Annotated in this window: 20 protein-coding genes, 1 tRNA gene and 2 pseudogenes; 10 read left to right on the top strand and 13 right to left on the bottom strand. The window is 63.4% G+C overall.

Features of this window, described 5'->3' with window-relative positions; all coding sequences use genetic code 11:
• Nucleotides 1-141: 141 nt before the first annotated feature.
• The 7 genes and pseudogenes from H3V53_RS11255 to cysS form a co-directional block, all read right to left on the bottom strand.
• On the bottom strand, nucleotides 142-489 hold the full coding sequence (locus H3V53_RS11255; RefSeq protein WP_054926651.1) for a hypothetical protein: 348 nt from the start codon (nucleotides 487-489) through the stop codon (nucleotides 142-144).
• Nucleotides 490-926: 437 nt separating this feature from the next.
• Nucleotides 927-1,020: transfer RNA gene (locus tag H3V53_RS11250), tRNA-Ser, on the bottom strand.
• A gap of 208 nt (nucleotides 1,021-1,228) precedes the next feature.
• Nucleotides 1,229-2,479, bottom strand: a complete 1,251-nt coding sequence (locus H3V53_RS11245) for an aspartate kinase (RefSeq protein ID WP_336597965.1) — start codon at nucleotides 2,477-2,479, stop codon at nucleotides 1,229-1,231.
• Between the two features lie 494 nt (nucleotides 2,480-2,973).
• Nucleotides 2,974-4,387 (bottom strand): annotated as a pseudogene (gene tilS, locus H3V53_RS11240) (tRNA lysidine(34) synthetase TilS).
• Between the two features lie 46 nt (nucleotides 4,388-4,433).
• Nucleotides 4,434-5,405, bottom strand: coding sequence for an acetyl-CoA carboxylase carboxyltransferase subunit alpha (locus tag H3V53_RS11235; RefSeq protein ID WP_054926654.1), 972 nt, complete (start codon nucleotides 5,403-5,405; stop codon nucleotides 4,434-4,436).
• 121 nt (nucleotides 5,406-5,526) lie between these two features.
• Nucleotides 5,527-6,588 (bottom strand): DNA-3-methyladenine glycosylase family protein, encoded by a 1,062-nt coding sequence (locus H3V53_RS11230; protein WP_336597964.1) that lies wholly within the window; start codon nucleotides 6,586-6,588, stop codon nucleotides 5,527-5,529.
• A 47-nt stretch (nucleotides 6,589-6,635) separates the two neighbouring features.
• Entirely contained in the window at nucleotides 6,636-8,033 is a 1,398-nt protein-coding gene (gene cysS, locus H3V53_RS11225) for a cysteine--tRNA ligase (protein WP_054926656.1), read from the bottom strand.
• A gap of 262 nt (nucleotides 8,034-8,295) precedes the next feature.
• Between cysS and H3V53_RS11220 the strand changes: the two genes are divergently transcribed.
• From H3V53_RS11220 to H3V53_RS11205, 4 genes are all read left to right on the top strand, one after another.
• Nucleotides 8,296-9,129: a tetratricopeptide repeat protein gene (locus H3V53_RS11220; RefSeq protein WP_336597963.1), complete on the top strand. Its 834-nt coding sequence runs from the start codon at nucleotides 8,296-8,298 to the stop codon at nucleotides 9,127-9,129.
• 70 nt (nucleotides 9,130-9,199) lie between these two features.
• On the top strand, nucleotides 9,200-9,781 hold the full coding sequence (locus tag H3V53_RS11215) for a peptidylprolyl isomerase (RefSeq protein WP_336597962.1): 582 nt from the start codon (nucleotides 9,200-9,202) through the stop codon (nucleotides 9,779-9,781).
• 353 nt (nucleotides 9,782-10,134) lie between these two features.
• Nucleotides 10,135-10,629 carry a peptidylprolyl isomerase gene (locus tag H3V53_RS11210; RefSeq protein ID WP_054926659.1) on the top strand — a complete coding sequence of 165 codons (495 nt, stop codon included), beginning with the start codon at nucleotides 10,135-10,137 and terminating at the stop codon, nucleotides 10,627-10,629.
• Nucleotides 10,630-10,705: 76 nt separating this feature from the next.
• Nucleotides 10,706-11,506 carry a UDP-2,3-diacylglucosamine diphosphatase gene (locus H3V53_RS11205; protein ID WP_054926660.1) on the top strand — a complete coding sequence of 267 codons (801 nt, stop codon included), beginning with the start codon at nucleotides 10,706-10,708 and terminating at the stop codon, nucleotides 11,504-11,506.
• Between the two features lie 66 nt (nucleotides 11,507-11,572).
• Here H3V53_RS11205 and cysE read toward each other — a convergent pair whose 3' ends face one another.
• Nucleotides 11,573-12,379 carry a serine O-acetyltransferase gene (gene cysE / locus H3V53_RS11200; protein WP_336597961.1) on the bottom strand — a complete coding sequence of 269 codons (807 nt, stop codon included), beginning with the start codon at nucleotides 12,377-12,379 and terminating at the stop codon, nucleotides 11,573-11,575.
• A 267-nt stretch (nucleotides 12,380-12,646) separates the two neighbouring features.
• A pseudogene (locus tag H3V53_RS11195) lies at nucleotides 12,647-13,539 on the bottom strand (RNA methyltransferase).
• Nucleotides 13,540-13,855: 316 nt separating this feature from the next.
• Here H3V53_RS11195 and H3V53_RS11190 point away from each other — a divergent pair.
• From H3V53_RS11190 to H3V53_RS11175, 4 genes are all read left to right on the top strand, one after another.
• The gene (locus H3V53_RS11190; RefSeq protein WP_336597960.1) at nucleotides 13,856-14,659 is read left to right on the top strand and encodes an inositol monophosphatase family protein; all 804 of its coding nucleotides are present in this window, start codon (nucleotides 13,856-13,858) and stop codon (nucleotides 14,657-14,659) included.
• Nucleotides 14,660-14,824: 165 nt separating this feature from the next.
• Nucleotides 14,825-16,123, top strand: a complete 1,299-nt coding sequence (gene lplT / locus H3V53_RS11185) for a lysophospholipid transporter LplT (RefSeq protein WP_336597959.1) — start codon at nucleotides 14,825-14,827, stop codon at nucleotides 16,121-16,123.
• A gap of 126 nt (nucleotides 16,124-16,249) precedes the next feature.
• Complete coding sequence (gene mutS / locus H3V53_RS11180) at nucleotides 16,250-18,928, top strand: DNA mismatch repair protein MutS (protein ID WP_336597958.1); 2,679 nt, start codon at nucleotides 16,250-16,252, stop codon at nucleotides 18,926-18,928.
• The gene (locus H3V53_RS11175; RefSeq protein WP_336597957.1) at nucleotides 18,894-20,183 is read left to right on the top strand and encodes a hypothetical protein; all 1,290 of its coding nucleotides are present in this window, start codon (nucleotides 18,894-18,896) and stop codon (nucleotides 20,181-20,183) included. The genes mutS and H3V53_RS11175 overlap by 35 nt, the downstream gene beginning before the upstream one ends.
• 90 nt (nucleotides 20,184-20,273) lie before the next feature.
• Here the strand turns inward: H3V53_RS11175 and H3V53_RS11170 are convergent, their stop codons facing one another.
• Nucleotides 20,274-20,825 (bottom strand): FKBP-type peptidyl-prolyl cis-trans isomerase, encoded by a 552-nt coding sequence (locus tag H3V53_RS11170; RefSeq protein ID WP_336597956.1) that lies wholly within the window; start codon nucleotides 20,823-20,825, stop codon nucleotides 20,274-20,276.
• Between the two features lie 32 nt (nucleotides 20,826-20,857).
• Between H3V53_RS11170 and H3V53_RS11165 the strand changes: the two genes are divergently transcribed.
• Both H3V53_RS11165 and H3V53_RS43620 read left to right on the top strand, forming a co-directional pair.
• Nucleotides 20,858-22,105: a cupin domain-containing protein gene (locus H3V53_RS11165; protein WP_336597955.1), complete on the top strand. Its 1,248-nt coding sequence runs from the start codon at nucleotides 20,858-20,860 to the stop codon at nucleotides 22,103-22,105.
• Between the two features lie 231 nt (nucleotides 22,106-22,336).
• Complete coding sequence (locus H3V53_RS43620; protein WP_082427479.1) at nucleotides 22,337-22,612, top strand: hypothetical protein; 276 nt, start codon at nucleotides 22,337-22,339, stop codon at nucleotides 22,610-22,612.
• A 262-nt stretch (nucleotides 22,613-22,874) separates the two neighbouring features.
• Here H3V53_RS43620 and H3V53_RS11155 read toward each other — a convergent pair whose 3' ends face one another.
• The 3 genes from H3V53_RS11155 to H3V53_RS11145 form a co-directional block, all read right to left on the bottom strand.
• Nucleotides 22,875-25,130, bottom strand: a complete 2,256-nt coding sequence (locus H3V53_RS11155) for a DNA repair helicase YoaA (protein ID WP_336597953.1) — start codon at nucleotides 25,128-25,130, stop codon at nucleotides 22,875-22,877.
• A 68-nt stretch (nucleotides 25,131-25,198) separates the two neighbouring features.
• Complete coding sequence (locus tag H3V53_RS11150) at nucleotides 25,199-25,417, bottom strand: DUF465 domain-containing protein (protein WP_336597952.1); 219 nt, start codon at nucleotides 25,415-25,417, stop codon at nucleotides 25,199-25,201.
• A gap of 104 nt (nucleotides 25,418-25,521) precedes the next feature.
• Entirely contained in the window at nucleotides 25,522-26,322 is an 801-nt protein-coding gene (locus H3V53_RS11145; RefSeq protein WP_336597951.1) for a colicin transporter, read from the bottom strand.
• Nucleotides 26,323-26,395: the final 73 nt, after the last annotated feature.

Genomic DNA, 26,395 nt, shown 5'->3' with positions numbered 1-26,395 from the left:
AGAGCATCGCGCTGAAAAGTTAACAGCTCGGCGCCTCGTTTACAACACCTCCCGCGTCAAAAGCAAAAATGCCGTTCAGTGCTTAACTGAACGGCATTAGCCCCGATGGGCGGTTTTTTGTTGGGCATGTGCGCCGTGCGATCAGTGCCAGCCGTTGTGGTGGCCTCGGTCGTGGTAGTAGCCCGGGCCGCCGTGATAACCGCCATGATGACGGTACCAATCGTCGCGGCCCCAGTAGCGGCGGCCATCCCAGTAACGATCGCCATGCCAGCCGACCACGACGGCGGGCGCGACCACGACGGGCGCCGGCTGATACACGACGGGCGGCGGAGGCGGCGGAGGTGGTGCGTACACAGGCGCCGGCGCGACGTAGACAGGAGCGGGAATACCGATGTTGACACCGACGTTCAGTCCCCCAGCCATTGCCGCGCTCGATGCGCCAATCGCCAACACACCGGCGATCAACGGGATAAGACGCATGGACTTCATGGTTTCACCTTTCTTTTGCGGGAGTTGTGTTTATCGACTGCTTGATTCGAATATAACAAACCAACATTCAAGCGATATTTCAACTTTGTAATAACTGATGCATAACTTCGCCTTATGAAGCGTGTCGTAACGTCCGGTTACACGCGAGTGATTTGGTGATATGCGCCATGCCTTCACTGTTGCGTGCATGGACACTCCCCTATCGCGTTCGCGATTGGTACGTAAGCAGCTTGGCGTTCGTTTGGCGTTCGTTTGGCTATCCCAGACAAAAGCGCCATACACCGTCGGGACAATGCGCCAATACCGATGTTTACGGATGCGCACTGCAGAAGTTGAGCGCGCAGCGAAGCGATGCACGCGAGAGGAATTCGCGCAAAACACGCGCAAAAAGCAAAACCCCGCAGAGCCTCAGCTCTACGGGGTTCCACCGCCATTTCTGGCGGAGACGGAGGGATTCGAACCCTCGATCCAGGTTTTGGCCCAGATGCTCCCTTAGCAGGGGAGTGCCTTCGACCTCTCGGCCACGTCTCCCAAACTTTCGCTTGCGCCAGGGAGGCAGCGCAACGAAGCCAAGATATTAGCGGGTTACGAGGCAGCGGTCAATTTTTACTTCACACTTTTTATGCCAGAAGTGTCAATTCGATGTCACTTCTCCGACCACACTACGCTGCCCGCGATTATCTTCACGAACCTTCCTGCGCATGCCGATCGCCGCAGTGACCGGCATGCGCAAACATGATCAAGCCTGATCGAGTTCGAACGCCTTATGCAGCGCGCGCACCGCGAGCTCCATGTACTTCTCGTCGATCAGCACCGAGATCTTGATTTCCGACGTCGAGATCATCTGGATGTTGATACCCTCTTCCGACAGCGTGCGGAACATCTTGCTCGCGATGCCCACATGCGAGCGCATGCCGACGCCGACCACCGACACCTTCGACACCTTCGGATCGCCCAGCACCTGCTCCGCGCTCACGTGGCCCTTGACCTGGTTCGTGAGGATGTCCATCGCGCGCTGATAGTCGCCGCGGCCGACGGTGAACGTGAACGCCGTCTTGCCCTCGACGCTCTGGTTCTGAATGATCATGTCGACATCGATATTCGCGTCCGCGACGGGGCCGAGGATCTGATATGCGATGCCCGGCTTGTCGGGCACACCCATCACGGCGATACGGGCTTCGTCACGCTGAAACGCGATTCCCGAGATGACTGCTTTTTCCATGGTTTCGTCTTCTTCAAAAGTAATCAGGGTGCCCGACTTCATTTCTTCGTCGAGCGACATCAGCGGATCGGTCAGGCTGGACAGCACGCGTGTCTTGACCTGATATTTGCCGGCGAATTCCACCGAGCGGATCTGCAGCACCTTCGAACCGAGGCTGGCCATTTCCAGCATTTCTTCGAACGTCACACGGTCCAGGCGGCGCGCTTCTTCGACCACGCGCGGGTCCGTCGTGTAGACGCCGTCGACGTCCGTGTAGATCAGGCATTCGTCCGCTTTCAGCGCGGCTGCAACCGCGACCGCCGACGTGTCCGAGCCGCCGCGGCCGAGCGTCGTGATATGGCCTTCCGGGTCGATGCCTTGGAAGCCCGTGATCACCACGACCTTGCCTTCGTCGAGATCGCGCAGCACGCGGTCGCCGTCGATGTCGCTGATGCGCGCTTTGGTGAATGCGCTATCTGTTTTGACGGGCACTTGCCAGCCGGTGTAGCTGACGGCATCGACGCCGGCGTCATGCAGCGCGATGGACAAGAGGCCGACGCTGACCTGTTCGCCCGTCGACGCGATCATGTCGAGTTCGCGCGGGCTCGGCTGGGGCGAAATCTCTTTCGCGAGCCCCAGCAGGCGGTTCGTTTCGCCGGACATCGCCGAAGGCACCACGACCATCTTGTGGCCTGCCTTGTGCCATTTCGCGACGCGCTTCGCGACGTTCTTGATGCGCTCGACCGAGCCCATCGATGTGCCGCCGTATTTATGTACGATGAGTGCCATTGTCGTTCTGAACTGAAGGAGAAACTGATACGCCAACCGGCCCGCGCCGGGCGCGCTGGAGACGGCCGCACAGAGAAAGCACAGGGCACAACGTTCGGGAACGACGGCGCAGTGTGGCGGCGCAGATGCAGCGCGCGTGCAGTACGCGCGGAAATGCCGGGGTTGCCTCGGATTTGCCCTTTGCGGCTCTGCCGATGCCTGCCGATAAACAGGACTGACGGACGCTAACGGGATGGCTAACGGCTTGGAGCGCGCCCGGGCATTCGCATGAGAACAACCGGAAGCGCGACAAAAAGCGAGTCGGGCAAACAAGTTACCCTACCTGATCGGCAATAAAAAGACAAGCCGCCTGGCGGGCAAAAGTCACTGCAAACGCTTGTCCGAGAAGGATTTCCGGCCCATGTTGCGTGCGTATGACAATGGCCGTCCGGTCGGTCGGGCGTCAGCGGGAGCAGCAGATGCGTGTCATCCCGACGCCGGACGCCCGCTCGCGTTCAGGCAAGCGTCAGATCCTCTCGCCATTCGATCCGGATGTAATGGGCGCTGGCCACGGGCGCGAGGCTCCCGGAAACCGCGCGATTCACGCCGATCAGCGGCACGAACAGCAATTCGTCTCCGGCGAAAAGCAGCGGCACATCGCGCTTCCACGACGGCACGCCGCGCTCCTGAAAAAGATTCTTCAAAGTGCGGCTCGGGCCGCTTGCGACGCAGCGCATCCGCTCCCCGCCGCGGCGCGAGCGCGCAATGAGAGGCGCCAGTGCGAGCATTTCGGCCGGAACGGCGTCGGCGGCGTCGGCGGCGGCTTCGGCAAAAACGAACGTGCCGCGCCATTGCGGCAAGCGCCACACGCTTTCGCCACGCCACGTCATCTCGCTTTCGACGCGCTCGACAAGCGAGGTTTCGTCGGCGGGATCGGCGCTGTCGCCCGCTTCCCAATAAATTTGCCCGCGATAGCTGCGCAACGCCTGCCCTGCGTGATCGACGCGCAGGCTGTGCCCATCGCCGATCTCGCGCAACTGGCGCAATGCGTCCGTCAGCCGCGCCGTCGACGCAGCGGGCAAACCGAGCGAGCGCATCCAGTAGCGCAGCAGGTTGGCGGCGCGCTCGTCGTCGAGCGCGAGCAGCGCATCGCGCGATAACGCGCCCTCTTCTTCGCCGCGCACTGTCTGCAGGTCGAGGCGTGCAAGATCGTCGAGCAGACGCTGCGCCGACGCCGCGTGCGCCGCCGTGCGCGCAAGCGCATCCCGAAATCCCGGGAAGTGCACGGCGAGCGCTGGCAATACGTCGTGGCGCAGCGCGTTGCGCGCGTAGCGCGTGTCGCTGTTCGATTCGTCGTCGATCCAGCGTAGGTCGCGCGCGTGCGCGTAGTGCTCCAGTTGCGCGCGCAGCAAATGCAGCAGCGGACGTGCGCGGGTCACCGATGCGCCCGACGGCAGGTATTCGGGCGCCATCGCCGAGAGTCCCGCCAGCCCCGCGCCGCGCAACAGTTGCAGCAGCACCGTTTCGGCCTGATCGTCCGCATGCTGCGCGAGCCACAGCGTGCGCGACTGGCTCGCACAGCGCATCGAGCGCGCGATAACGCGCGTCGCGCGCCGCCGCTTCGATGCTCACGCCCGCCGCGCGCGACACGTCCACATGCGCCGACGCGAACGCGACGCCCCGCTCGCGCGCGAACGCGTCGCAATGGGCAAGCCACGCGTCGGCATTCGCGCTGAGACCGTGATGGATATGCAACGCGATGCAGCGCGAAGCACCGCCGACACAGACCGCCGCATCGAGCAGCACCGTCGAATCGACGCCGCCGCTGAACGCGATAGCGATGCGGGCCTCGCGCGGCAATGCCGTAAACGACGCACCGACCGCGTCGAGAACGAGGCGGTCGGCGGGTGTGTCAGCTGAGGAAGTCACGATGCGACGGCGCGCGAAACGCCTGCGGGAGTGAACGCAAGCGCGCTTACGCGCCCGGCGTCGTTTCCTTGAATTTGCCGTAGGCCATCAGGCGCTCGAAACGGCGCTGCTTCAGATCGGCCGTGCTCATGCCCTGGAACTGCCGCAGCGAATCGGCGAGCGCACGGCGCAGCAAAGCCGCCATGCCCTTCGGATCGCGATGCGCGCCACCGAGCGGCTCGTTGACGATCTTGTCGATCAGGTTCAGCGCCTTCAGGCGATGCGCCGTCAGACCCAATGCTTCGGCTGCTTCGGGCGCCTTCGCGGCGCTCTTCCACAGAATCGACGCGCAACCTTCAGGCGAAATCACCGAGTACGTCGAGAATTGCAGCATCAGCACGCTGTCGGCCACGGCAACCGCCAGCGCGCCGCCCGAACCGCCTTCGCCAATGATTGTCGAGATGATCGGCGTCTTCAGTTCGGCCATCACGTACAGATTGCGGCCGATCGCTTCGGACTGGCCGCGCTCCTCCGCGCCGATGCCCGGATAGGCGCCCGGCGTGTCGATGAACGTGAAGAGCGGCAAGCCGAACTTCTCGGCCAGACGCATCAGGCGCTCGGCCTTGCGATAGCCTTCGGGGCGCGGCATGCCGAAGTTGCGCAGCGCGCGCTCCTTCGTGTCCCGGCCCTTCTGATGACCGATCACCATGCACGGCTGGCCGTTGAAACGCGCCAGACCGCCGACGATCGACAGGTCGTCCGCAAACGAGCGGTCGCCGTGAAGTTCGTGAAAATCGGTGAACAGCTCGTTGATGTAATCCTGTGTGTACGGACGCTGCGGATGACGCGCGATTTGCGAAACCTGCCACGGCGTCAGGTTCGTATACAGATCCTTGGTGAGTTGCTGGCTCTTCTTCGACAGCCGCTCGATCTCTTCCGAAATATCGACGGCCGAATCGTCCTGCACGAAGCGCAATTCTTCGATTTTCGCTTCGAGTTCAGCGATTGGCTGCTCGAAATCCAGAAAGGTGGTCTTCATTGGTTTTTAATCCTTGGACTTACCGGCAGCGCGTATTCTAACCGCGCGCGGCCATGTCAAAACCGTCTCGAATCTATTGATTTTAACAAATCAATAGACCGAGTCGGTTCTTTCCTACTGTTCAGTTGCCGGCGGGCGCGGGATCGAGGCTGCGCCACATGTACCAGGTCGCGACGGTGCGCCAGGGCTCCCAGTTCGCGGCGACTTCGCGCGCCTCGCTGCGCGTCACCGGCTCGCCGCTGAAGTAGTTCTGGCTGATCGCGTGTATCAGATTGGGATCGTCGAGCGGCAGCACGTCCGGGCGCGACAGGTCGAAGATGAGGAACATCTCGGCCGTCCAGCGGCTGATGCCGCGAATCTGCGTGAGCTCGGCGATCACCGCCTCGTCTTCCATCGACGTCCACCTGCCGACGTGCAGCGCGCCCGACACGAAGTGATGCGCGAGATCGAGGATGTAATCCGCCTTGCGCTTCGACACGCCGCAGCTCGTCAGATTGTCCTGACCGAGCTTGATGATCTGCTGCGGAACGAGCTTCGGACACGCGGCGACGATGCGTTGCCACATCGCTTGCGCGGACGCGACGGAAATCTGCTGCCCGACCACCGAGCGCGCGAGCGTGACGAACGGATCGGCGCGACTCGACAGATGCACGGGGCCGAATTTCGGAATCAGTTTCTTGAGAATGCGGTCGCGCTTGACGAGATCGGCGCAGGCCTTGTCCCAATACGCCGGACGCGTGACGACGTCCGATTGCGGCTCGCCGTGCGCCGGCTCCGCGCCTTCCGAAGATGACGCCGCGACGCGCGGCTTGCGCGTCGATTCGGCTTCATGGCCTTCGACCGGGAAATCGCGCAGATCGGCCGCAAGTTCAGCTGCAAGCGCCCCATTGCCCTTCGCATGCGCGGCCCGCGCGCGCGACGCCTTTACGACGGCCGGCTCGGACTGATCCGCACCATTCGACAGACGCTTCGGCGCCGGCTTCGCGAGCACGCCGTGCGAACTCGCCGTCTTGCGCGCGACATGCAGGCCCGCCTTGACGCCTTTCGCCGATGCCGATTTGACCACCACCTTCGCCGTGCCCTTCGCGGCGACGCCGCTTCCCGCACGCACTGCCTTTACCTTAGCTGCCGCGTTCGATTCAGACGCGGCCCGTTTAGCCGGCGCCTTCGTGGCCGTTGCCATCCTGCCTCCTGCCTGGCGAGTCGATCAGTGGGAAGTACGAGGTGCGCTCAAACGCGACGCCACTCGGTCAACCCGCCCGGTTTGTCTTCGAGCGCGACACCGGCATCCAGCAATTCCTTGCGGATGCGGTCCGCCTCGGCGTAGTCCTTTGCCTGCTTCGCGGCGACGCGCGCGGCGATTTTCGCTTCGATCGCGGCGACATCCAGCGCGCCCTCGTCGACACTGCCCCCCGCCTGCTGCAAAAACGCGCGCGGCTCGCGCGTGAGCAGCCCGAGCACAAGCGCAAGACCCTGTAACTGACGTGCAAGCGACGCATCGCGCGTACGGTTCACCTCGCTTGCCAGCTCGAACAGCACCGACACGGCTACAGGCGTATTGAAGTCGTCGTTCATCGCCGCGCGAAAACGCTGCGCGTGCGCTTCGTTCCAGTCGATCTCGCCTGCTGCGGGCGACGTGTCCTTCAGTGCCGTATACAGACGCGTCAACGCGCTGCGCGCATCGTCGAGATGGACGTCGCTGTAGTTGAGCGGCGAACGGTAGTGCGCGCGCGCAATGAAGAACCGCACGACTTCGGCATCGTACTTCGCGAGCACCTCGCGGATCGTGAAGAAGTTGCCGAGCGACTTCGACATCTTCTCATTGTCGATCTGCACGTAGCCGTTGTGCATCCAGTAATTGACGAAGGTTTGGCGCGTAGCGCCTTCACTTTGTGCGATCTCGTTTTCGTGGTGCGGAAACTGCAGATCCTGGCCGCCGCCATGAATGTCGAAATGCTCGCCGAGCAACGTGCAGCCCATTGCCGAGCACTCGATATGCCAGCCGGGACGCCCGCGCCCGTACTTCGAATCCCAGCCGGTGTCGGCCGGCTCGTCGGGCTTCGACTGCTTCCACAGGACAAAGTCGAGCGGGTCCTGCTTCGCGTCGTTGGCGGCCACGCGCTCGCCCGCGCGCAGGTCTTCGAGCGACTTGCCCGACAGTGCGCCATAGTTGGCGAACTTGCGCACGGCGTAGTTCACGTCGCCGTCGGCGGCCTGATAGGCGTAGCCGTTCGCCTCGAGCGTTGCGATCATGCCGAGCATCTGAGGAATGAATTCCGTTGCGCGCGGCTCGAGGTCGGGCCGCTCGACGCCGAGCGCGTCCGCATCCTCGTGCATCGCCTTGATGAAGCGGTCGGTCAGCGAGCGGATCGACTCGCCATTCTCGACAGCGCGACGGATGATCTTGTCCTCGATATCGGTGATGTTGCGCACATAGGTGACCTTGTAGCCGAGCGTGCGCAGCCAGCGCTGCACGATGTCGAATACGACCATCACCCGTGCATGGCCCACGTGGCAATAGTCGTACACCGTCATCCCGCAGACATACATGCGCACTTCACCTTCATGAAGCGGCACGAAATTTTGCTTGTCACGCGCGAGCGTGTTGTAGATGCGCAGAGATTCCATAGAGACGATGCGTGGGCCGAAAGAAATCCGCTTGCTGTTCCCGGTGATACCGCGCCGGACGAAACCATGCAACCTCGCAAATCAAGGACATGCATGAAGACGGACATGGCGGCATGACTGACAGCATGTCGCGCAATGGTGCGGGATCAGGCTGACGTCAAGGCGGAGACGACCACGAGTGGCGAAAGACAGTCTGTGGTTCCACGGAACGCGCAGACCTTTTGTTAGAATGGGTCGGAGTATAACATCCCGACCTGAGCCTATGAAACACTCCAGCGGCCGTGCGCGAGGCGCGTCGGCGCTCCGTTCGGCGCTTTTTCCGGCGCCTTTCCCGGCGCTTGCCCCGAACTCCCGCGCCTCGACTGCGTCGCGCCGTCGCGCTTGGCTCGCCGCGTTGAGCGCGGCTGCGGGCTCGGCGTGCTGCGGTCTCGCCCTCATGGTCCTGCCATCGGCGCCTGCCTTCGCGCAGAAAGCCCCGACCGTCGCTCATGGTCCCGCCGTGCGCGACATGACGCCGGATGCCGATGCGTCGATCCAGGAAAAGAACTGGACAGCCGCGCTTGCGCAACTCGATGCGCGCATTGCGGCGAATCCGCGCGACGCCCAGGCGAAGTTCAAGCGCGCCACGGTGCTCGCGCGCCTGAACCGCGACGACGAGGCGATTACCGCCTTCACCGAACTGACCCAGACCTACCCCGAACTGCCCGAGCCGTATAACAACCTCGCCGCGCTCTACGCGAAGCAGGGGCGCTACACGGAAGCGCGCGCCGCGCTGGAGACAGCCGTCAAGGCGAGCCCCGGTTATGGTCTCGCCTACGAGAATCTCGGCGACCTGTATCTGCGCATGGCGGGTCAGGCGTATCGGCGGGCGCAAAGTCTGGGCGTCGGCAACGGCACGACGGCCCAGCGTATCGCCGACATCGACAAGATCGTCGCCCCGCGCAAGCCGTCCGCTGCGACGAAAGCCGCCCCTGCCGCTGTCGAGACCGACTATACGAATCGCGCCACGCCGAACATCGTCAATACGCCTGCCTTCCAGTTCGGCGGCCCGAACGGGTCGCTCGCGGTACCGCCGTATGTTGCGCCGTCGCAGTGAGCGTCGACGGGCGCCGTCCGGCGCCCTTTTGTCTCACTTGAATTCACCCTGATTTCACCCGAGGATTTACATGAAATGGTTGATGTTGGCGCTCGGCAGCGCCGCCCTGATCGCGAACGCACCGGCAATTGCGCAGAACGGATCACAGGCAGCGCATCCGTCCGTTCTCTTCAAGACGTCGGACGGCGACATTCGCGTCGAGCTGTATCCCGAGAAAGCGCCCAAGACCGTCGCTAACTTCCTCGACTACGTGAAATCCGGTCAATATAACGGAACGATCTTCCATCGCGTAATTCCCGGCTTCATGATCCAGGGCGGCGGCTACACGACGAGCTTCGCGGAAAAGCCCACGCGCGCGCCAATTCCGCTCGAAAGCCGCAACGGCCTGAAGAACATGACGGGCACCATCGCGATGGCGCGCACGAGCGATCCGAATTCGGCCACGGCACAATTCTTCATCAATACGGTCGACAACGCCGGCCTCGACTATCCGAATCCGGACGGCAACGGCTACGCGGTGTTCGGCAAGGTGACAGCGGGCATGGACGTCGTGAAGAAGATCGAAGGAACGCCGACCGCTTCACGCGGCCCGATGAACGACGTGCCGCAAAAGCAGGTCGTGATCCAGTCGGCGACAATCGTCAGCAAATAAGGCAGGCGGATTCACACCGGCAACCAGGTTGGGCAATCAGGTTGAGCAACGCGGGTTGTGCCAATCGGGCTACGGGGGATAGCGAATCGGACGGTAGACGGCGGCAGGCAATGCGCCTTGCCAATATCGCCGACAATGGACGCACGGGCGGCGCAGCAAGCGGGCTGCCCGCGCCGCGGCGCCCGATCGCAGACGACGCATTTTGCAAACACGGCGACGCGCGCCGTGCGATGGAACGAGCCATCGTGGGCATGCGCGGCGCCGCAACGAACCATGCCACGGGCGCGAGCCGGTTGCCGCTTCGGCGGCGACGCGTCGCGCCCTCCACTCACTTAGACCCAAAGGAAATCATCATGGTCGAACTGCACACGAACCACGGCGTCATCAAGCTGGAATTGGACGCCGACAAAGCACCGAAGACGGTCGAAAACTTCCTCGCCTATGTGAAAGCTGGCCACTACGACAACACGGTGTTCCATCGCGTGATCGACGGCTTCATGATCCAGGGCGGCGGCTTCGAGCCTGGCATGACGCAAAAGCCGACCAGCACGCCGATCGCGAACGAGGCGAACAACGGCCTGAAGAACGTCAAGGGCTCGATTGCGATGGCGCGCACGAATGATCCGCATTCGGCGACGGCCCAGTTCTTTATCAACGTGAACGACAACGACTTTCTGAACCATTCGTCGCCGACGCCGCAGGGCTGGGGTTACGCCGTGTTTGGCAAGGTCGTCGAGGGCCTCGATGTCGTCGACGCGATCCGCAAGGTAAAGACGGGTTCGAAGGGCTTTCACCAGGACGTGCCCGTCGACGACGTGATCATCGAAAAGGCGGTCGTCGTCGAATAAGACAACGCGCGGGTGCCGGTCAGTGAATCGGCTTATTCTTTAACCAGCGATGAGCCACTGAGAGAAGCACACTTCAATGCTGCAAGAAACGCCGCTGCGAAGCGTCGCCGCGGGCGTGCCTGGCGAGGGCAAACGCCCGCACGCGGCGCGCCCGTTCTTCTTCATCGCGGACCTGCACCTGAGCGAGGCGATTCCGCACACCGTCGCTGCGTTCGAGCATTTCATCCGTGTGACGGCCGAGCATGCTGATTCCGTTTTCATTCTCGGCGATCTGTTCGAATACTGGATCGGCGACGACATGCTCGCCGAGCCCTTTCCCGCCCGCATGGCCAAGCTGATGCATACGCTGTCGGAGCGCGGCATCGCCCTTTACATCATGCACGGCAACCGTGACTTTCTGCTGGGCAAGCGTTTCATGAAGGCGGCCGGCGCAATCTGGCTGCCCGATCCGTTCGTCATCACCGCGTTCGGCACCAAGATCGCGCTCACCCATGGCGACGCGCAATGCACGGCCGACCGCGGCTATCAACGTTTTCGCGGCTTCGCACGTAACCGGCTCGCGCAGTGGCTGTTTCTCGTGTGGCCGTATCGCTGGCGCAAGGCGCTGGCAGAAAAGATGCGCCGATCGAGCGAAGCAGGACGCGCGCGCCCCGTCTCGCCCCGCTACGACGTGACGTCGGAAGGCATCGCGGCGCTATTCAGAAAGACCAGGACGGCCACCATCATTCACGGCCATACGCATCGGCCCGCGCTGCATCATGAGAAAGGCGGCATGCGCTGGGTGCTGCCGGACTGGGATCTCGATCATGGTGAGCGCCGCGGCGGCTATGTGCGCATCGATTCCGAAGGGATCAAGGCGTTGCGGCTAGACAAGTAACACCCGGGCGCGTGGCATCGACGCGATAGCTGCCTCGTCCTCGCCGCCCGCCGCTTAACGTTCCGCTCAACGTTCCACCACCTCGACCTTGCCTTCGAGCGCCGCCGACAACCGGCGCAAATTCAGCAGTGCGGCATCCGCGCCTTGCAGCGCCTCGAGACTCGCGCCGAGACGCTCCAGCGCCGCGACGATCTCGTCGATGCGCTGCGACTGCGATGCCGCGTGATTGATGAGCCCGTGAATCGCGAGGGAAACGGGGTCGTCGGCATTCGGTGTGATGCCGTATGCGCAAAACCCCGGACGCGCCGCCGAGCTTACGTCGGCGCCGGACGAGGCCGTGGCCGACGCGCTCGCCGCTGCCGGCATGATCACACGCGCCGGGTTGCCGACAGCCGTGCCGCCCGCCGGCACCGGCTTCACGACGACCGCGTTCGAGCCGATCTTCGCATCCGCGCCGATCGTGAATCCGCCCAGCACCTTCGCGCCCGCGCCGACGATCACGCCGCGTTCGAGCGTCGGATGCCGCTTGGCGCCGCGCGTAAGCGACGTGCCGCCAAGCGTGACGCCCTGATAGATCGTGCAGTCGTCGCCGACTTCGGCCGTCTCGCCGATCACGACGCCCATGCCGTGATCGATGAACACGCGCCGCCCGAGCGTCGCGCCCGGGTGAATCTCGATGCCCGTCATGAAGCGGCCGATCTGCGAGACAAAGCGCGCAAGCCAGCGCCGCTTAGCGCGCCAGCACGCATGCGCAAACCGGTGAAACACCAGCGCGTGCAGGCCTGGATAGCACGTGAGGACTTCCCAAGCGCTGCGGGCAGCGGGATCGCGCTCGCGGATCGTGGCGATGTCTTCGCGGAGTCTCGTGAACATGGCAATGAGGCTGTCGTAGGGATTGAGCGCCGTCGCGCTGCGCGCGGGGACGGGCCGCCGCCGCTGGCGCCCATGGCAGGCGTCCATTGCACGCGGCGAGCTTTGCTTATGACGTTCGAGCCATTGTAGGGCGAATGCGCGAAACCTGCCGGAAGCCCACGCAAACGACAAGGTCACGCACGGCGCGGGCAAAACGGCCACCCACGGCTGCCGGACGCTGTCGGATTTCGTCCGTCCGGCCACGGCAGGACGACGGCGAATCGCGCGCTAACGTTCGTCGCCGTCGCGCCCTTTCGTATTCAGCAGAATATGTTTCGCGATGCCGCGCACGATGTTCACCTCTTCACGCTCGAGTCCTGCACGCGCGAACAGCCGCCGCAGACGCGACATCAGCTTCTTCGGGTTGCCGGGATCGAGAAAGTCGAGCGCGATCAAGGCGTTTTCCAGGTGCACGTACATGCGCTCGATTTCATCGCTCGCAGCGAGCACGCCCGCGTTGCCGGCCGGCGTCTGTGCGCTCTCACCTTCGACCAGATACGCAATGCGCAATTCGTACGACAGCACCTGGATCGCCTGCGCCAGATTCAGCGAGCTATACGCGGGATTCGCGGGGATATGCGCGAGCGCGCTGCAACGCTCGACGTCCTCGTTGGAAAGACCCGTGCGCTCGTTGCCGAACACGAGTGCAATGTCGCCGTGGGCGGCATGCTCGTGCGCCTGTGCCGCGGCGGCGCGCGGCGCGAGTTGCGGCGGCCCGTATTCGCGCGAGCGCGCCGTCAGCGCGAGCGACCAATGCGCACCCGACAGCAGCGTCGCGAGCGTCGACACGACGATGATGCCGAGCGCGAGCACGTCGTCGCCCCGCTCGCCATCGCGATCGCTTCCGGATCGTTCTTCACGTCGGCCACGCGCGGCGCGACCAGCACGAGCCGCGAGAAACCCATTGTCTTCAGCGCGCGCGCCGCCGCGCCGACATTGCCCGGATGACTCGGCTCGACGAGCACGAAGCGGGTCGACGTAAAACCGCCCCCGAGCGTGCTGGCGTTGTCGGGAGCGGTGCTGGGTGAAGGTGAAGATGAAGGCGAAGGCGTCTGAACCACGATAAATATGGAAGAGCGAGGAAACGGTAATGGTAGCGCCAACTTGCCACCTGTTTCCATCCGCCGATTGGCCCAGACGGCGCTTGTCCCGTCGCCACGGCTGCATCCGTCACGTTTTGCGCGCCGCCGGCACGCGGCACCCCGAACTGCCTCGAACGGGCGAGACTCAGGTAAAATCCCGATATTCGCGCCGTGCCACTTGCCTTTCGTGGGCAAACGGCTTATCGCATCGCTCTTCGTCAATTCGTCTCCGTCGACGGAATGTATGTCCAGGTTTTGACCCAGTCTCAACCGGCGTGCGTTTCGCGCGATTAACAGCTTGTTTTCAGCTCAATATCGGACAGCCGCCGCGCGTCCGGCTTAAGGATTCAGACTCATGCATCCCATGCTCAATATCGCTGTCAAGGCCGCTCGCCGCGCCGGGCAGATCATCAACCGCGCGTCGCTCGATCTCGACCTCGTGCAGGTCAGCAAGAAACAGCACAACGATTTCGTCACGGAGGTCGACAAGGCGTCAGAAGCGGCCATCATCGAAACGCTGACCACCGCCTACCCCGATCACGCCATCCTCGCCGAAGAATCGGGCGAATCGGGCAACGAGTCCGAATACCAGTGGATCATCGATCCCCTCGACGGCACCACGAACTTCATTCACGGCTTCCAGTACTACTGTGTGTCGGTTGCGCTCGCGCACAAGGGCATCGTCACGCAGGCGGTCGTCTATGATCCGACGCGCAATGACCTGTTTACGGCCTCGCGCGGCCGCGGCGCGTACCTGAACGACCGCCGCATCCGCGTCGGCCGCCGCGACCGGCTCGCGGACAGCCTGATCGGCACGGGCTTTCCCTTCCGCGAAAAGGACACGCTCGAGCCCTATACGCACCTTTTCGCCGACATGACCAAGGCGTGCGCGGGTCTGCGCCGTCCGGGCGCGGCGGCGCTTGATCTGGCGAACGTCGCAGCGGGCCGCCTCGACGGCTTCTTCGAACAGGGCATCAACGCGTGGGACATGGCAGCGGGCAGCCTGTTGATCACAGAAGCCGGCGGGCTCGTTGGCAACTACACCGGCGATTCGGACTTCCTGCACCGCAATGAAATCGTGGCGGGCAACCCGAAGATCTATGCGCAGATGATTCCGATTCTGTCGCGCTACACCCGCACCAGAGAACAAGCAGCATAAGACGCTGGGCGTTGTCGAAAGGCGGCTTCGGCCGCTTTTTGCGTTTTGGGGCGCCGCCAGGCATCGCCAGGCGCACGACGCGAACGCCCAGGAAACGGCCTGCGGCCGGCTAAGTGCGTCGCGCGTCGAACGCAAAAATCCGGGCGCTGTGTTCCAATCGAAACCATGAAGAAAGGTTTCTACACGATTATCGCGGCGCAATTCGTGTCGTCGCTCGCCGACAACGCGCTTTTGATCGCGGCCATCGCGCTGCTCACCGAGATCCGCTCGCCGGCGTGGATCACGCCGATGCTGCAGATGTTCTTCACGATCTCGTACGTGCTGCTCGCGCCGTTCGTCGGCGCGTTCGCCGACGCGCTGCAAAAGCGCCACGTGATGTTCATCTCGAACGCACTGAAGGCGGGCGGCTGCCTGATGATGATCGCGGGCGTCCATCCGATGATCGCGTACGGCGTGGTCGGCTTCGGCGCCGCCGCTTACTCGCCCGCGAAGTACGGCATTCTCACCGAGTTGCTGCCCGCCGAAAAGCTCGTTGCCGCCAACGCGTGGCTCGAATCGGCCACCGTGCTGTCCACCATCGTCGGCACGATGCTGGGCGGCGCGCTGATCAGCACGTACGCGACGCGCTTCGTGCAGCACGCGCAATGGCCGCTGATCCATTCCGCCGCCGACCTCGCGATGCTCGCCGTCATGATCACCTATGCAATCGCCGCCGCGCTCAACGTGGGCATCCCGGACACAGGCGCGCGCTACCCGAACCGGCTGAACGAACCCGGCGAGCTGGTCGGCGAGTTCGTGCGCTGCTTTAACGTGCTATGGTCCGACCGGCTCGCCCAGATCGCGCTGTGGGTCACGACGCTGATGTGGGGCGGCGCAGTCACGCTGCAGCTGCTCGTGCTGAAGTGGGCGGACGCAAATCTCGGGCTGTCGCTGTCGAAGGCGGCCGTCATGCAGGGGGTCGCGGGCCTCGGTATCGCCATCGGCGCGGCCGCCGCTGCGGCGTGGATTCCGCTGCGCAACTCGCTGAAGGTGTTGCCCGTCGGCCTGATCACGGGCGGCGTCGCCATCGCGATGGCCTTCTACAGCAAAAACCTCTTTCCACCTGACACGGGCCTGCGCGTCGGCTCATTCTTCACGCCCGCCTACATCGCCTTCGCCTACCCGTTGATGGTTTTGCTCGGTGCGCTGTCGGGCTTCTTCATCGTGCCGATGAACGCCGTACTTCAGCACCGCGGCGCAACCCTGCTCACGGCCGGCCATTCGATCGCCGTGCAGAACTTCAACCAGAACCTGGCGGTGCTGCTGATGCTCGGTGCGTACGCGATTCTGCTCACGGCGAAAATGCCCGTGCAATGGATCATCGCCGCGTTCGGCCTGTTCATCACGGCGATGATGTGGCTCGCAAAACGCCGCAGCGCCGCGAACGCGCACAAGGTCGACATGCATGCGCTGATCGAGGAATGAGCGAAGCGTGTGCCAAGCATAGCCTCGCCTATTTTGTGACGGGAACCTGGCCATCCGGCCAGGTTCGCTGGATGCGTCGACGGGTTACACTCACGCCCTGAACAGTTACGCAAGAAAGACACGAGGATGGGCACTCAAACGGCAGCCGCAAGCGATATCGCGCAACACACCCCCATGATGCAGCAGTACCTGCGCATCAAAGGGGAGCATCCGGGCACGCTCGTGTTCTACCGGATGGGTGACTTTTACGAACTGTTTTTCGACGACGCCGAAAGGGCCGCGCGCCTGCTCGATCTGACACTCACGCAGCGCGGCGCATCGGGCGGCAACCCGATCAAGATGGCGGGCGTGCCGCACCATGCCGTCGAACAGTACCTGGCAAAACTCGTGAAGCTCGGCGAGTCTGTCGCGATTTGCGAGCAGATCGGCGACCCTGCTACATCGAAGGGCCCCGTCGAGCGCAAGGTCGTGCGCGTGGTCACGCCGGGCACGCTGACGGACGCTGCCCTGCTCTCCGACAAGTCCGACACCTATCTGATGGCTGTGTGCACCGGGCATAACCGGCGAGGCATCGTGACGACCGTCGGTCTAGCCTGGCTCAATCTGGCAAGCGGCGCCCTGCGCCTCGCGGAAGTCGCGCCGGATCAAGTCGCCGCCGCGCTCGAACGCATTCGCCCCGCTGAAATTCTGGTGGCCGACGTGCCGTCGTCGAGCGAGTCGAACGGCTGGACCCTGCCGTCGGGCTTCGGCGCGACCACGCGCGTGCCCGTTTGGCATTTCGACATCGCTTCGGGCACGCAACGCCTGTGCGATCAGATGGAAGTGGCGAGCCTCGATGGCTTCGGCGCGCATTCGCTGTCGTGCGCGTGCGGCGCGGCGGGGGCGCTGCTGCTGTACGCGGCCGCCACGCAGGGCCAGCAGTTGCGCCACGTGCGCAGTCTGAAAGTCGAGTACGAATCGGAGTACATCGGGCTCGATCCGTCCACACGCCGCAATCTCGAACTGACGGAAACGCTGCGGGGCACGGATTCGCCTACGCTCTGCTCGCTGCTCGATACGTGCTGCACGACGATGGGCAGCCGTCTGCTGCGTCACTGGCTTCATCATCCACCGCGCGATGCGTCGATTGCGCAGGCGCGCCAGCAGGCAATCGGCGCGTTGCTCGATGCGCCGCATGAAGCCAGTCTCGACTCGCTGCGCGGCGCATTGCGCCAGGTGTCGGATATCGAACGGATCACGGGACGCCTTGCCTTGCTGTCCGCGCGTCCACGCGATCTGTCGAGTCTGCGCGACACCTTCATCGCGCTCCCCGAACTGCGGGCGCAACTCGCTCCCGTGACGTCGGCGGCGGATTCCCTCGCACGTATCGATGCCTCGCTGGAACCGCCCGCCGGTTGCGTCGATCTGCTGAAGCAGGCCATCGCGCCGGAGCCAGCCGCGATGGTGCGCGACGGCGGCGTGATCGCGCGCGGCTACGACGCGGAACTCGATGAACTAAGAGATATTTCGGAGAACTGCGGACAGTTCCTGATCGAACTCGAAACTCGCGAACGGGCGCGAACGGGCATCGGCAATCTGCGCGTCGAGTACAACAAGGTTCACGGTTTCTATATCGAAGTGACGCGCGGCCAAACCGACAAGGTGCCGGACGACTATCGCCGCCGTCAGACGCTGAAGAACGCCGAGCGCTACATCACGCCCGAGCTGAAGACATTCGAAGACAAGGCGTTGTCCGCGCAGGAACGCGCACTCGCGCGCGAGAAGGCCTTGTACGATGCGCTGCTGCAAGCGCTGCTGCCGTTCATCGCCGACTGTCAGCGCGTCGCGTCGGCGCTCGCCGAGCTCGATCTGCTTGCCGCCTTCGCAGAACGGGCCCGCGCGCTCGACTGGGTTGCGCCGGGCTTCAACGGAACGGGCGGCATCGAGATCGACCAGGGCCGGCACCCCGTCGTCGAGGCGCAGGTCGAACAGTTCATCGCGAACGACTGCGTGCTCAGCCCGGAGCGCAAGTTGCTGCTGATCACCGGCCCGAACATGGGCGGCAAATCGACCTTCATGCGCCAGACCGCGCTGATTGCGCTGATGGCGTATGTCGGCAGTTATGTGCCTGCGCGGCGCGCATCGTTCGGCCCGATCGATCGCATCTTCACGCGCATCGGCGCCGCGGACGATCTGGCAGGTGGCCGCTCGACCTTCATGGTCGAAATGACGGAAGCCGCTGCCATTCTCAACGACGCAACGCCGCAAAGCCTTGTACTGATGGACGAAATCGGCCGGGGGACGTCGACCTTCGACGGGCTCGCGCTCGCGTGGGCCATCGCGCGGCATCTGCTTGCGCACAATGGCTGCCATACGCTGTTCGCGACTCACTACTTCGAACTCACGCAGTTGCCAGCCGAATTCCCGCATGCGGCGAACGTTCATCTGTCGGCCGTCGAACATGGTCACGGAATCGTGTTCCTCCACGCCGTCAACGAAGGCCCGGCCAACCAGAGCTACGGCCTGCAAGTTGCACAACTGGCGGGCGTGCCGAACGCGGTGATTCGCGCGGCGCGCAAGCATCTCGCGTATCTGGAGCAGCAATCGGCCGCACAACCGGCGCCGCAACTCGATCTGTTTGCGGCGCCCGTCATCCAGCTCGAAGATGCGGACGACACCCCGTCAACAGCGGCGCCGGACGCTGCAACACAAGCCCTTGTCGAAAGGCTGCGCGAAATCGATCCGAACGATCTGCGTCCGCGCGATGCACTCGATCTGCTGTACGAACTGCATGAACTGGCCAAGTCGCCAGATGCTCACGGCTAAGACGCGCGGTGCGCGTATGCGGCCGCGCCGGCGTCGCGCGCGCGGCGCGGCGCGCTCCGCCCTCGTGCTCGCTGCCGGGCTGTTACTGGCCGCGCACGGCTGCGCGACGTTGGCGAAAGATGCGTCGTCTCACTACGCATTCGCTGTCATCGGCGGCACGCTCCAGAGTCCCGCGGACGAGCCGCTCACGCTGCGCCTGCTCGACGCGATCGGCCATGACCCCGACATCTCGTTCATCGTCTACGACGGCAACCTGAAGAACGGCAAGGAAGCCTGCCGCGACTCGCTGTTCGAAACGCGCCATACCGTGCTCGAAACATCGAAACCCGCCCTGATCTTCGTTCCGGGACAGCACGACTGGGCGGATTGCGGTACGGCCGAAGCCGGCGGCTATGATCCCGTCGAGCGGCTCGATCTGCTGCGACAGACGCTATTCGCGGACGAGTCGTCGATGGGACAGAATCCGATTCCGCTCGCGCGCGAAAGCGAAGTATCGCGATTTCGGCCCTATCGCGAAAATGTGCGCTGGCTGATGCACGATACGGTGTTCGTGGGGCTGAACGTGCCGGGGCCGAACAATCACTATCTGAACGCGGGCGGGCGCAACGGCGAGTTCGAGGACCGTGTCATCGCGAATGCGTTCTGGCTCGATCATGCTGCTGAATATGCGAAACGCCGCGACGCGCGCGCCATCGTCGTGCTGGTTCAGGGGGACTTCGATCCTGAGCGCTACGAGCGGCCTGAGCGATTTGCGTGGCTGCGCTTCGGGCATCGGTCGAAGCGCGACGGCTTCATGGAATTCAAGCGCAGTCTCGTCAAGCTCGCCGAAACGTTTCGCGGCCCTGTCGTGGTGATTCATCAGGATGACGATCGATCGCGTGCGAGCTTTATGATCGATCAACCGCTGCGCAACGACAAAGGCGAGCTGGTGATGAATCTCACCCGAATCGCATTCGCGCCGCGAAGCCCTCAGAACCAGTGGGTACAGATCGATGTGGATCTTGGCAAACGGCCACCGCTGCGCGTGAGCGTGAAGGACGTGCCGAAGAATTTGCCATTGCCCACCGCGCCGACACTGTCGCCGCACATCGATGCATCACCCCCCACGCCCCCGCCGATGCCGACCGTGCCCGATTCCGCGCCCGCATCGGAACTGCCGCCAATCCTGCCCGAGCCGCCTCGCTCGCCGGCGCCCGATTCCGGCGGCGCGGCCAGCAGCGGCGCAAACGCGGGCAACGGAGCAATGTTCCACTAACGCCCGCCAGATACGACAACGGGCGCCTAGGCGCCCGTTTCGGTTGGTGCCGCGCCGTCGGCTATCTGGCCGGGCGCGATGCGGTCGACTTCAATGCAGCGTCGGACGTGACGGTTCGGCGTCGTCGGCGCCATCTTCGTCATCGTCTTCATCGACGATTTCGAGGCCGCTGGCGCCATGCGCGTGCTCGTGCTGGATTTCGTCGTCGGTCGCTTCGCGCACGTCCTGAACCGTCAGCTTGAAGCGCAGCGCCATGCCCGCGAGCGGGTGATTGCCGTCGAGCACGACCTTGTCTTCGGCGACGTCAGTGACCGTGTAGATCAGCGAATCGAGGTCTTCGTCGCCTTCTTCCGGCGTGCCTTCGAACTGCATGCCGACTTCGAGCGGTTCGGGAAAACGGCTACGCGGCTCGATCTTCACGAGCTCGGGATCATACTCGCCGAACGCGTCCTGCGGCTCCAGCTGGATCTGGGTTTCGAAGCCGGGCTCATGGCCGTCAAGCTCTTCCTCGATCTTGGGGAACGTGCCATCATAGCCGCCGTGCAGATAAACCATCGGCTCGTCGCTTTCCTCGATCAGATTGCCTTGCGCATCCGACAGCTTGTAAGCGACCGATACGACGGTGTTCTTTGCGATTTTCATTCGATTCTCCAGATTACGACTCACATTATACGATGCCCGTGCGGCCCCCTGACTACCCCGCTGGCAAAGCTTCAGCGCGTCCTTCCAGGACTCCCGTTTCCGCCTCTCGCGCGCCATCGCCCGATCAATCCTCGCCCCTGTTAGGCAACCTGACGCCGTCGCAATTCATGCGGCGTTACTGGCAAAAAAAGCCGCTCCTGATCCGTCAGGCGATCCCGGACATTGCCGCGCCGCTCACTCGCGACGAACTCTTCGAGCTGGCCGACCAGGACGAGGTCGAATCGCGCCTCATCACGCACTTTCGCAACAAATGGCAGCTCGAGCATGGCCCGTTTGCTGCAGACGAGTTGCCGTCCGTCAGACAACGCGCGTGGACGCTGCTCGTCCAGGGCGTCGACCTGCATAACGACAGCGCGCGCGCACTACTTGACCGCTTTCGCTTTGTGCCCGACGCGCGCCTCGACGACCTGATGGTCTCGTATGCGACAGATGGCGGCGGCGTCGGTCCTCATTTCGACTCTTACGATGTCTTCCTGTTGCAAGTACATGGCAAACGCCGTTGGCGGATCGGCGCACAACGCGATCTGTCATTGCAGCCGGGCTTGCCGTTGAAAGTTCTACAACACTTCGAACCCGAAGAGGAATGGCTTCTGGAGCCCGGCGACATGCTTTATTTGCCACCGCATATCGCCCATGACGGCGTTGCGCAGGGCGAATGCATGACCTGTTCGATTGGCTTTCGCGCGCCGTCGACGGCCGAGTTGGCCGCGCAATTTCTCTACTACCTTGCTGAGCGCGGCGAAGCGGCCGGTGCGCGCGATCGCGACGCACTGTATCGCGATCCGCAGCAGCCCGCCGTCGCGAAGCCTGCGGCACTGCCCGCCGCGCTGGTCGATCGGGTGGGTGCAATCCTTGCTAAGATCGACTGGAGCGACAAGGATGTGTCGACGTTTCTCGGTACCTACCTGAGCGAGCCGAAACCTAGTGTCGTGTTCGATCCGCCGCAACGCCCACTCGATGCAGCGCGCTTTGCGAAGCGTGCAAGCAACGAAGGCGTGCGGCTCGACCGTAAAACTGTGCTGCTTTACGACAATCGCTTTTATTACCTGAATGGAGAAGAAAATAGCCTGACAGGCGTAAAAAGCTGGTTGACTGAACTCGCTGACAGCCGCTATCTGAGTGCGAAACGCTTTGTAACACTCTCACAGCAATCGTCGGTGACAGCACTGCTACACGAGTGGTATCGTGCGGGCTGGATACAGATGGGGGAACTGAGATAAGATTCGCTCCGCTGTCATACCGTATAGCGAAAAATTGTCTGAGAAAGACAACGTATTGGCCCCGGATTTGTCGACGGTCGATACGAAAGTGCATATAATTTCCGCCCAAGCCGTAGGGAAGATTCACGCTCATGAAGTGCGGTCTCCACCAGCGGCCCAGGTCGGTGTTGGAGCACATTACCGGTTTTATTTTGCGCTGTTGCTTACCTTTAACCATAAAAGGACGTGATCATGAAGAAATCCCTCCTCGTAGCATCCCTGTTGGCAGCTGTGGCACTGGCTGCATGCAACAAGAGCAGCGACCAGGCAGCTGCCCCGGCTAGCGACGCTGCTGCCGCTTCGGCACCGGCTGCTGCTGCTTCGGATTCGGCTGCTGCTGCTTCGGGCGCTGCCGCTGCTGCGAGCGACGCTGCTGCTTCGGCTTCGACGGCTGCTTCGGACGCAGGCGCTGCTGCTTCGGACGCTGCTGCTTCGGCAGCTGCTCCGGCTTCGGGCGCAAGCCAGTAAGCTGTAGCACAGGGTTCGCCTCAGGGCGAAACTGCCACGGGAAGTCCGAGGGCTTCCCGGGCAAAACAAAACGCCACGGTTCAAACCGTGGCGTTTTGTTTTATGCATCGATTTTTATTTTACTTATTCGACTCGCATGCGAACCGGGATTTAGCTTCCAAACGCTTTAAACCAATCGCACCGTATAAATCTCTGCACGACAAAGCCTCGCTGCCTCGGTAACGCAAAAAGCGTTCGCCGATACAACGAGCTTTTCTCTTCCTCAAGCCTGCGGGTTCTCCTCGAAAAACTCGCGCACGACATCGATCTCCCGCGTGCGCTTGAACGGCGGCAGGCTCTGCCATATACGGCGTCCATAGGGTTTGTCGACGAGACGCGTATCGCAGATCATCAGCACGCCCCGATCGGTTTCAGAACGGATAAGACGCCCCGCGCCCTGCTTCAGCGTAATCACGGCCTGAGGCAGCTGATGAACCGCAAAAGGACTCAGACCTTTCTTAGTCAGCGCATCGAGTCGCGCAGACAGCACAGGGTCATCAGGCGGCGCAAACGGAAGCTTGTCGATGATGACGAGCGACAACGCATCGCCGCGCACATCGACGCCCTCCCAGAAGCTCTGGCTGCCCACGAGAATCGCATTGCCGTACGACCGAAACCGGTCGAGCAGTTCCGTGCGGCTTGCATCGCCCTGCACGAGCAACGGCATGTTCCAGCCGCGCGATTCGATGACGTCGCGCAGCTTCGACGCGATCCGGTCGACGGCGCGCAGTGTCGTGCACAGCATGAAGACGCCCCCACCTGAGGCTTCGATTGCGGGGAGCGCGGCATCGAACACAGCATCGGTGAACATCGGTGACGACGGCTGCGGCAGGTTGCGCGGCACATAGAGCAAGCCCTGCACGCCGTAATCGAAGGGACTCGGCAGCGTCATCGAGCGCCGCGAGTTGAGGCCCATTTGCGCCGCATAATGCGTGAAGTCGCCGCGCACGGACAACGTGGCCGACGTGAACACCCACGCGCGCGGCACGCCTGCGCGCTGCTTCGCGAAAATCGGCGCGACCGACAGCGGCGTTTCGTGCAACTGCACAGTGTGCGAAAACACTTCGATCCAGCGAACCTTCTCGTTCAGATCGCTCTTCGCGTCATCGGCAGCCGTGGTTGCCGCATCGCGTTCCGTCTGCGTCGGCGGCGTCGTCCAGCCCGACAGCACGTCCTGCAATTCGCGCGCGCGGCGCAACAACGCGGCCAGCGACTCGGCCCGCTCCGACTGCGCCGCGAGCGCGCTGGCGAGCGCACCGAGTTCCGTTTCGACGGCTTGGAGCGCCGGGAACAACGGATGATCGTCGGGCAACTGGCCAATCGACAGACGTACCGAGTCTTCCTTGAACGCGAGCCGCACATCGCGCGCCGAACGTTCGAGCGCCGCGCCGAGCTTCACCCAGTCGACGGCATCACGCGCATGGCCAAGCCCCTCGGCTACCGAGTCGCGCGCGAGTTCGAGAAACTGCGTGGTCGACAGCGTTTCGCCGAAGAACAGCGTCGCCGTTTCGGGAAGCTGATGCGCTTCATCGAAGATGACTGTGTTCGCCGTCGGCAGCAATTCCGCCATGCCCGTGTCGCGCAACATGATGTCGGCGAAAAACAGATGGTGATTGACGACGACGATATCCGCCTGCTGCGCCTCGCGACGCGCCTGCATCACGAAGCAGTCCTTGTAGTGCGGGCATTCCTGGCCCAGACAGTTGTCGCGCGTCGACGTCACCATCGACCACACGGCCGCCGTCTCCGGCACGCTCGCGAGTTCGGCCTTGTCGCCCGTGCGCGTGATCTTCGCGAAGCGGATGATGTCCTGCAGATACGACGTTTCCTGCCGCGACGGCAAGCGGCCGTTGTCCGCCGTGCGCTGCAAATAGTAGTGGCACAGATAGTTCGCGCGCCCCTTGAGCATCGCGACCGACACAGGCACCGCAAGCGCGTCGCGCACGGTCGGAATGTCGCGCTGATAAAGCTGGTCCTGCAGATGCTTCGTGCCCGTCGACACGATCACCTTGCCGCCCCACAACATGGCCGGCACGAGGTACGCGTAAGTCTTGCCCGTGCCCGTGCCCGCTTCGACGATCAGCGTGTTCTCGCCGCCTTCCAGACTGTCGTCGGCAGCCGCGCCATCTTCCGGCACAGCCTGCCCGGCGGCAGTCGCGGATGACGACTGCAACCGCCGCGCCGGGCGCTTCTGCGCCTCGAACATCGCGGGTTCGGGCATCGCGCGGCCCGAGGCTTCCATTGCGGCCGCCACGGCACGCGACATTTCGATCTGTGAGGCACGCGGCCGGTAGCCGTCGATCTGGCGCGCAAGCAGGCCGTCGGCGGCGAAGATGTCGGCGAGTTCGGACGAACGCTTGTGGCTCAGCGAGGCCGCCAGCGCGCCGCCGCCCGACGCGGGCTTCGCGGCACGCTCACCATGCGCAGACGCGTCATCGGCGCTCGCCGCGCGGGAAGAAGTGTGAAGCGGTGAATTCAAGGCAAGCTGTTCCTGCAAAGTCCGGCGTACGCCACGGGCAGAACGACGCAGGCTGCCTCGCCGCTCCGTCAGTTGCGCACTTCGGGTTCCAGCTGCAATTGCAGCAGGATGATGGTGTCCTTGACCTTGAGTTTGCGCTTTTTCAGGCGCTGTATCTCGAGGTCGTCGATGCCGGGGTCCTCGGACATTCTGTCGATCAACCGGTCAAGCCCGCTGTGCTCCGATTCCAGTTGCAGAATGCGGTCGCGCAGGGTGTCCGCGTCGATGACGCGATGGTGGTCGCGCATGCTCGCCTCCTCTTTCGAAACGGCGAAGGCCGCGCCGTGCGGTCGCTACGCTCGAGGTTGCTGTCCGGCCTGAAACGCGTTACGGCTGCTGATGCCTGATGCTACTACTGCTGTTGCTGCTGCTTCTGTTGCTGCTGTTGCTTCGCCTGCTCATCCTGCTTCTGCTTCGCCTTCTCGGCCGCCTGCTTCTGGCGCGCCTCGACATCGGCTTTGTGCTGCGCGGCGTTCGTCTGCTTCTGCTGGTAGCGCTGCTGCTTCTCGATGCGCTCCTGCGCCTTCTGCGCCGCCTGCTGGTGTGCCTCGTCGAGCTTGCGCTGGAAGTCGGCCTGCTTCGCGTCGTACGCCTTCTGGTTCGCGGCCGCTTGCGACGGCGAGATGCCGCGCTGCGCCTGGTCGATTGCGTGCTGTTGCTGCTTTTGCTGATACGCCTGCTCGTTCGCGGCGCGCTGCGGCGCTTGCGCGTCGCGCTGTGCCTGGCTCAGTTGATGCTGACGCTGCTTGTCCTCGTACGCCTGTGCGTTGCGCGTGTCCTGCTCGGCGCGCGCGGGCGCCTCGGCTTCCGCCTGCGCCCGCTTGATGGCCGCCTGCTCGTCGCGTTGGCGCGCATGCTCGACGCGTTTTTCGTCGTCGAGCGCGAGCTGCTCCTTGCGGATGTCGGCAGCAACGACGCGCATGTCTTCACGCGCCGAATTCAGGCAGTGGTTGACAAAAAACTTGCTATAACAGTTGTGCTGCGCAACGCCGTAGCGGTAGTTGTTCTCGGCGGTGCGCGCGTCGAGCGCCTTCTGACGCGCGTCGAAGTCGTTCGCTGCCGAGGCTTGCGTGCTGCCAGCCGCGACGCCCGAAGCCGCCACCGCAGACGAAGCCGCGACGGGATTGTCCTGCGCATCGGCGATGCGCGGCATGACTGAGACGAACGAAACGAACGAGACCGACGCAGCAAGCGCGAGCGCCCGAACGGATGCCGCAACCCCGAAT

This window comes from Paraburkholderia bengalensis (genome assembly GCF_037126505.1).
GTDB lineage: Bacteria > Pseudomonadota > Gammaproteobacteria > Burkholderiales > Burkholderiaceae > Paraburkholderia > Paraburkholderia bengalensis.
The sequence above is the reverse complement of the archived record's forward strand: the minus strand, read 5'-3'. Positions and strand labels throughout refer to the sequence as shown.

What these genes read in the sequence shown, in the direction of transcription:
- H3V53_RS11255 (WP_054926651.1), bottom strand. Translation starts at nt 489, where the DNA reads ATGAAGTCCATGCGTCTTATCCCGTTGATCGCCGGTGTGTTGGCGATT.
- H3V53_RS11245 (WP_336597965.1), bottom strand. Translation starts at nt 2,479, where the DNA reads ATGGCACTCATCGTACATAAATACGGCGGCACATCGATGGGCTCGGTC.
- H3V53_RS11235 (WP_054926654.1), bottom strand. Translation starts at nt 5,405, where the DNA reads ATGAAGACCACCTTTCTGGATTTCGAGCAGCCAATCGCTGAACTCGAA.
- H3V53_RS11230 (WP_336597964.1), bottom strand. Translation starts at nt 6,588, where the DNA reads ATGGCAACGGCCACGAAGGCGCCGGCTAAACGGGCCGCGTCTGAATCG.
- cysS (WP_054926656.1), bottom strand. Translation starts at nt 8,033, where the DNA reads ATGGAATCTCTGCGCATCTACAACACGCTCGCGCGTGACAAGCAAAAT.
- H3V53_RS11220 (WP_336597963.1), top strand. Translation starts at nt 8,296, where the DNA reads ATGAAACACTCCAGCGGCCGTGCGCGAGGCGCGTCGGCGCTCCGTTCG.
- H3V53_RS11215 (WP_336597962.1), top strand. Translation starts at nt 9,200, where the DNA reads ATGAAATGGTTGATGTTGGCGCTCGGCAGCGCCGCCCTGATCGCGAAC.
- H3V53_RS11210 (WP_054926659.1), top strand. Translation starts at nt 10,135, where the DNA reads ATGGTCGAACTGCACACGAACCACGGCGTCATCAAGCTGGAATTGGAC.
- H3V53_RS11205 (WP_054926660.1), top strand. Translation starts at nt 10,706, where the DNA reads ATGCTGCAAGAAACGCCGCTGCGAAGCGTCGCCGCGGGCGTGCCTGGC.
- cysE (WP_336597961.1), bottom strand. Translation starts at nt 12,379, where the DNA reads ATGTTCACGAGACTCCGCGAAGACATCGCCACGATCCGCGAGCGCGAT.
- H3V53_RS11190 (WP_336597960.1), top strand. Translation starts at nt 13,856, where the DNA reads ATGCATCCCATGCTCAATATCGCTGTCAAGGCCGCTCGCCGCGCCGGG.
- lplT (WP_336597959.1), top strand. Translation starts at nt 14,825, where the DNA reads ATGAAGAAAGGTTTCTACACGATTATCGCGGCGCAATTCGTGTCGTCG.
- mutS (WP_336597958.1), top strand. Translation starts at nt 16,250, where the DNA reads ATGGGCACTCAAACGGCAGCCGCAAGCGATATCGCGCAACACACCCCC.
- H3V53_RS11175 (WP_336597957.1), top strand. Translation starts at nt 18,894, where the DNA reads ATGAACTGGCCAAGTCGCCAGATGCTCACGGCTAAGACGCGCGGTGCG.
- H3V53_RS11170 (WP_336597956.1), bottom strand. Translation starts at nt 20,825, where the DNA reads ATGAAAATCGCAAAGAACACCGTCGTATCGGTCGCTTACAAGCTGTCG.
- H3V53_RS11165 (WP_336597955.1), top strand. Translation starts at nt 20,858, where the DNA reads ATGCCCGTGCGGCCCCCTGACTACCCCGCTGGCAAAGCTTCAGCGCGT.
- H3V53_RS43620 (WP_082427479.1), top strand. Translation starts at nt 22,337, where the DNA reads ATGAAGAAATCCCTCCTCGTAGCATCCCTGTTGGCAGCTGTGGCACTG.
- H3V53_RS11150 (WP_336597952.1), bottom strand. Translation starts at nt 25,417, where the DNA reads ATGCGCGACCACCATCGCGTCATCGACGCGGACACCCTGCGCGACCGC.
- H3V53_RS11145 (WP_336597951.1), bottom strand. Translation starts at nt 26,322, where the DNA reads ATGCCGCGCATCGCCGATGCGCAGGACAATCCCGTCGCGGCTTCGTCT.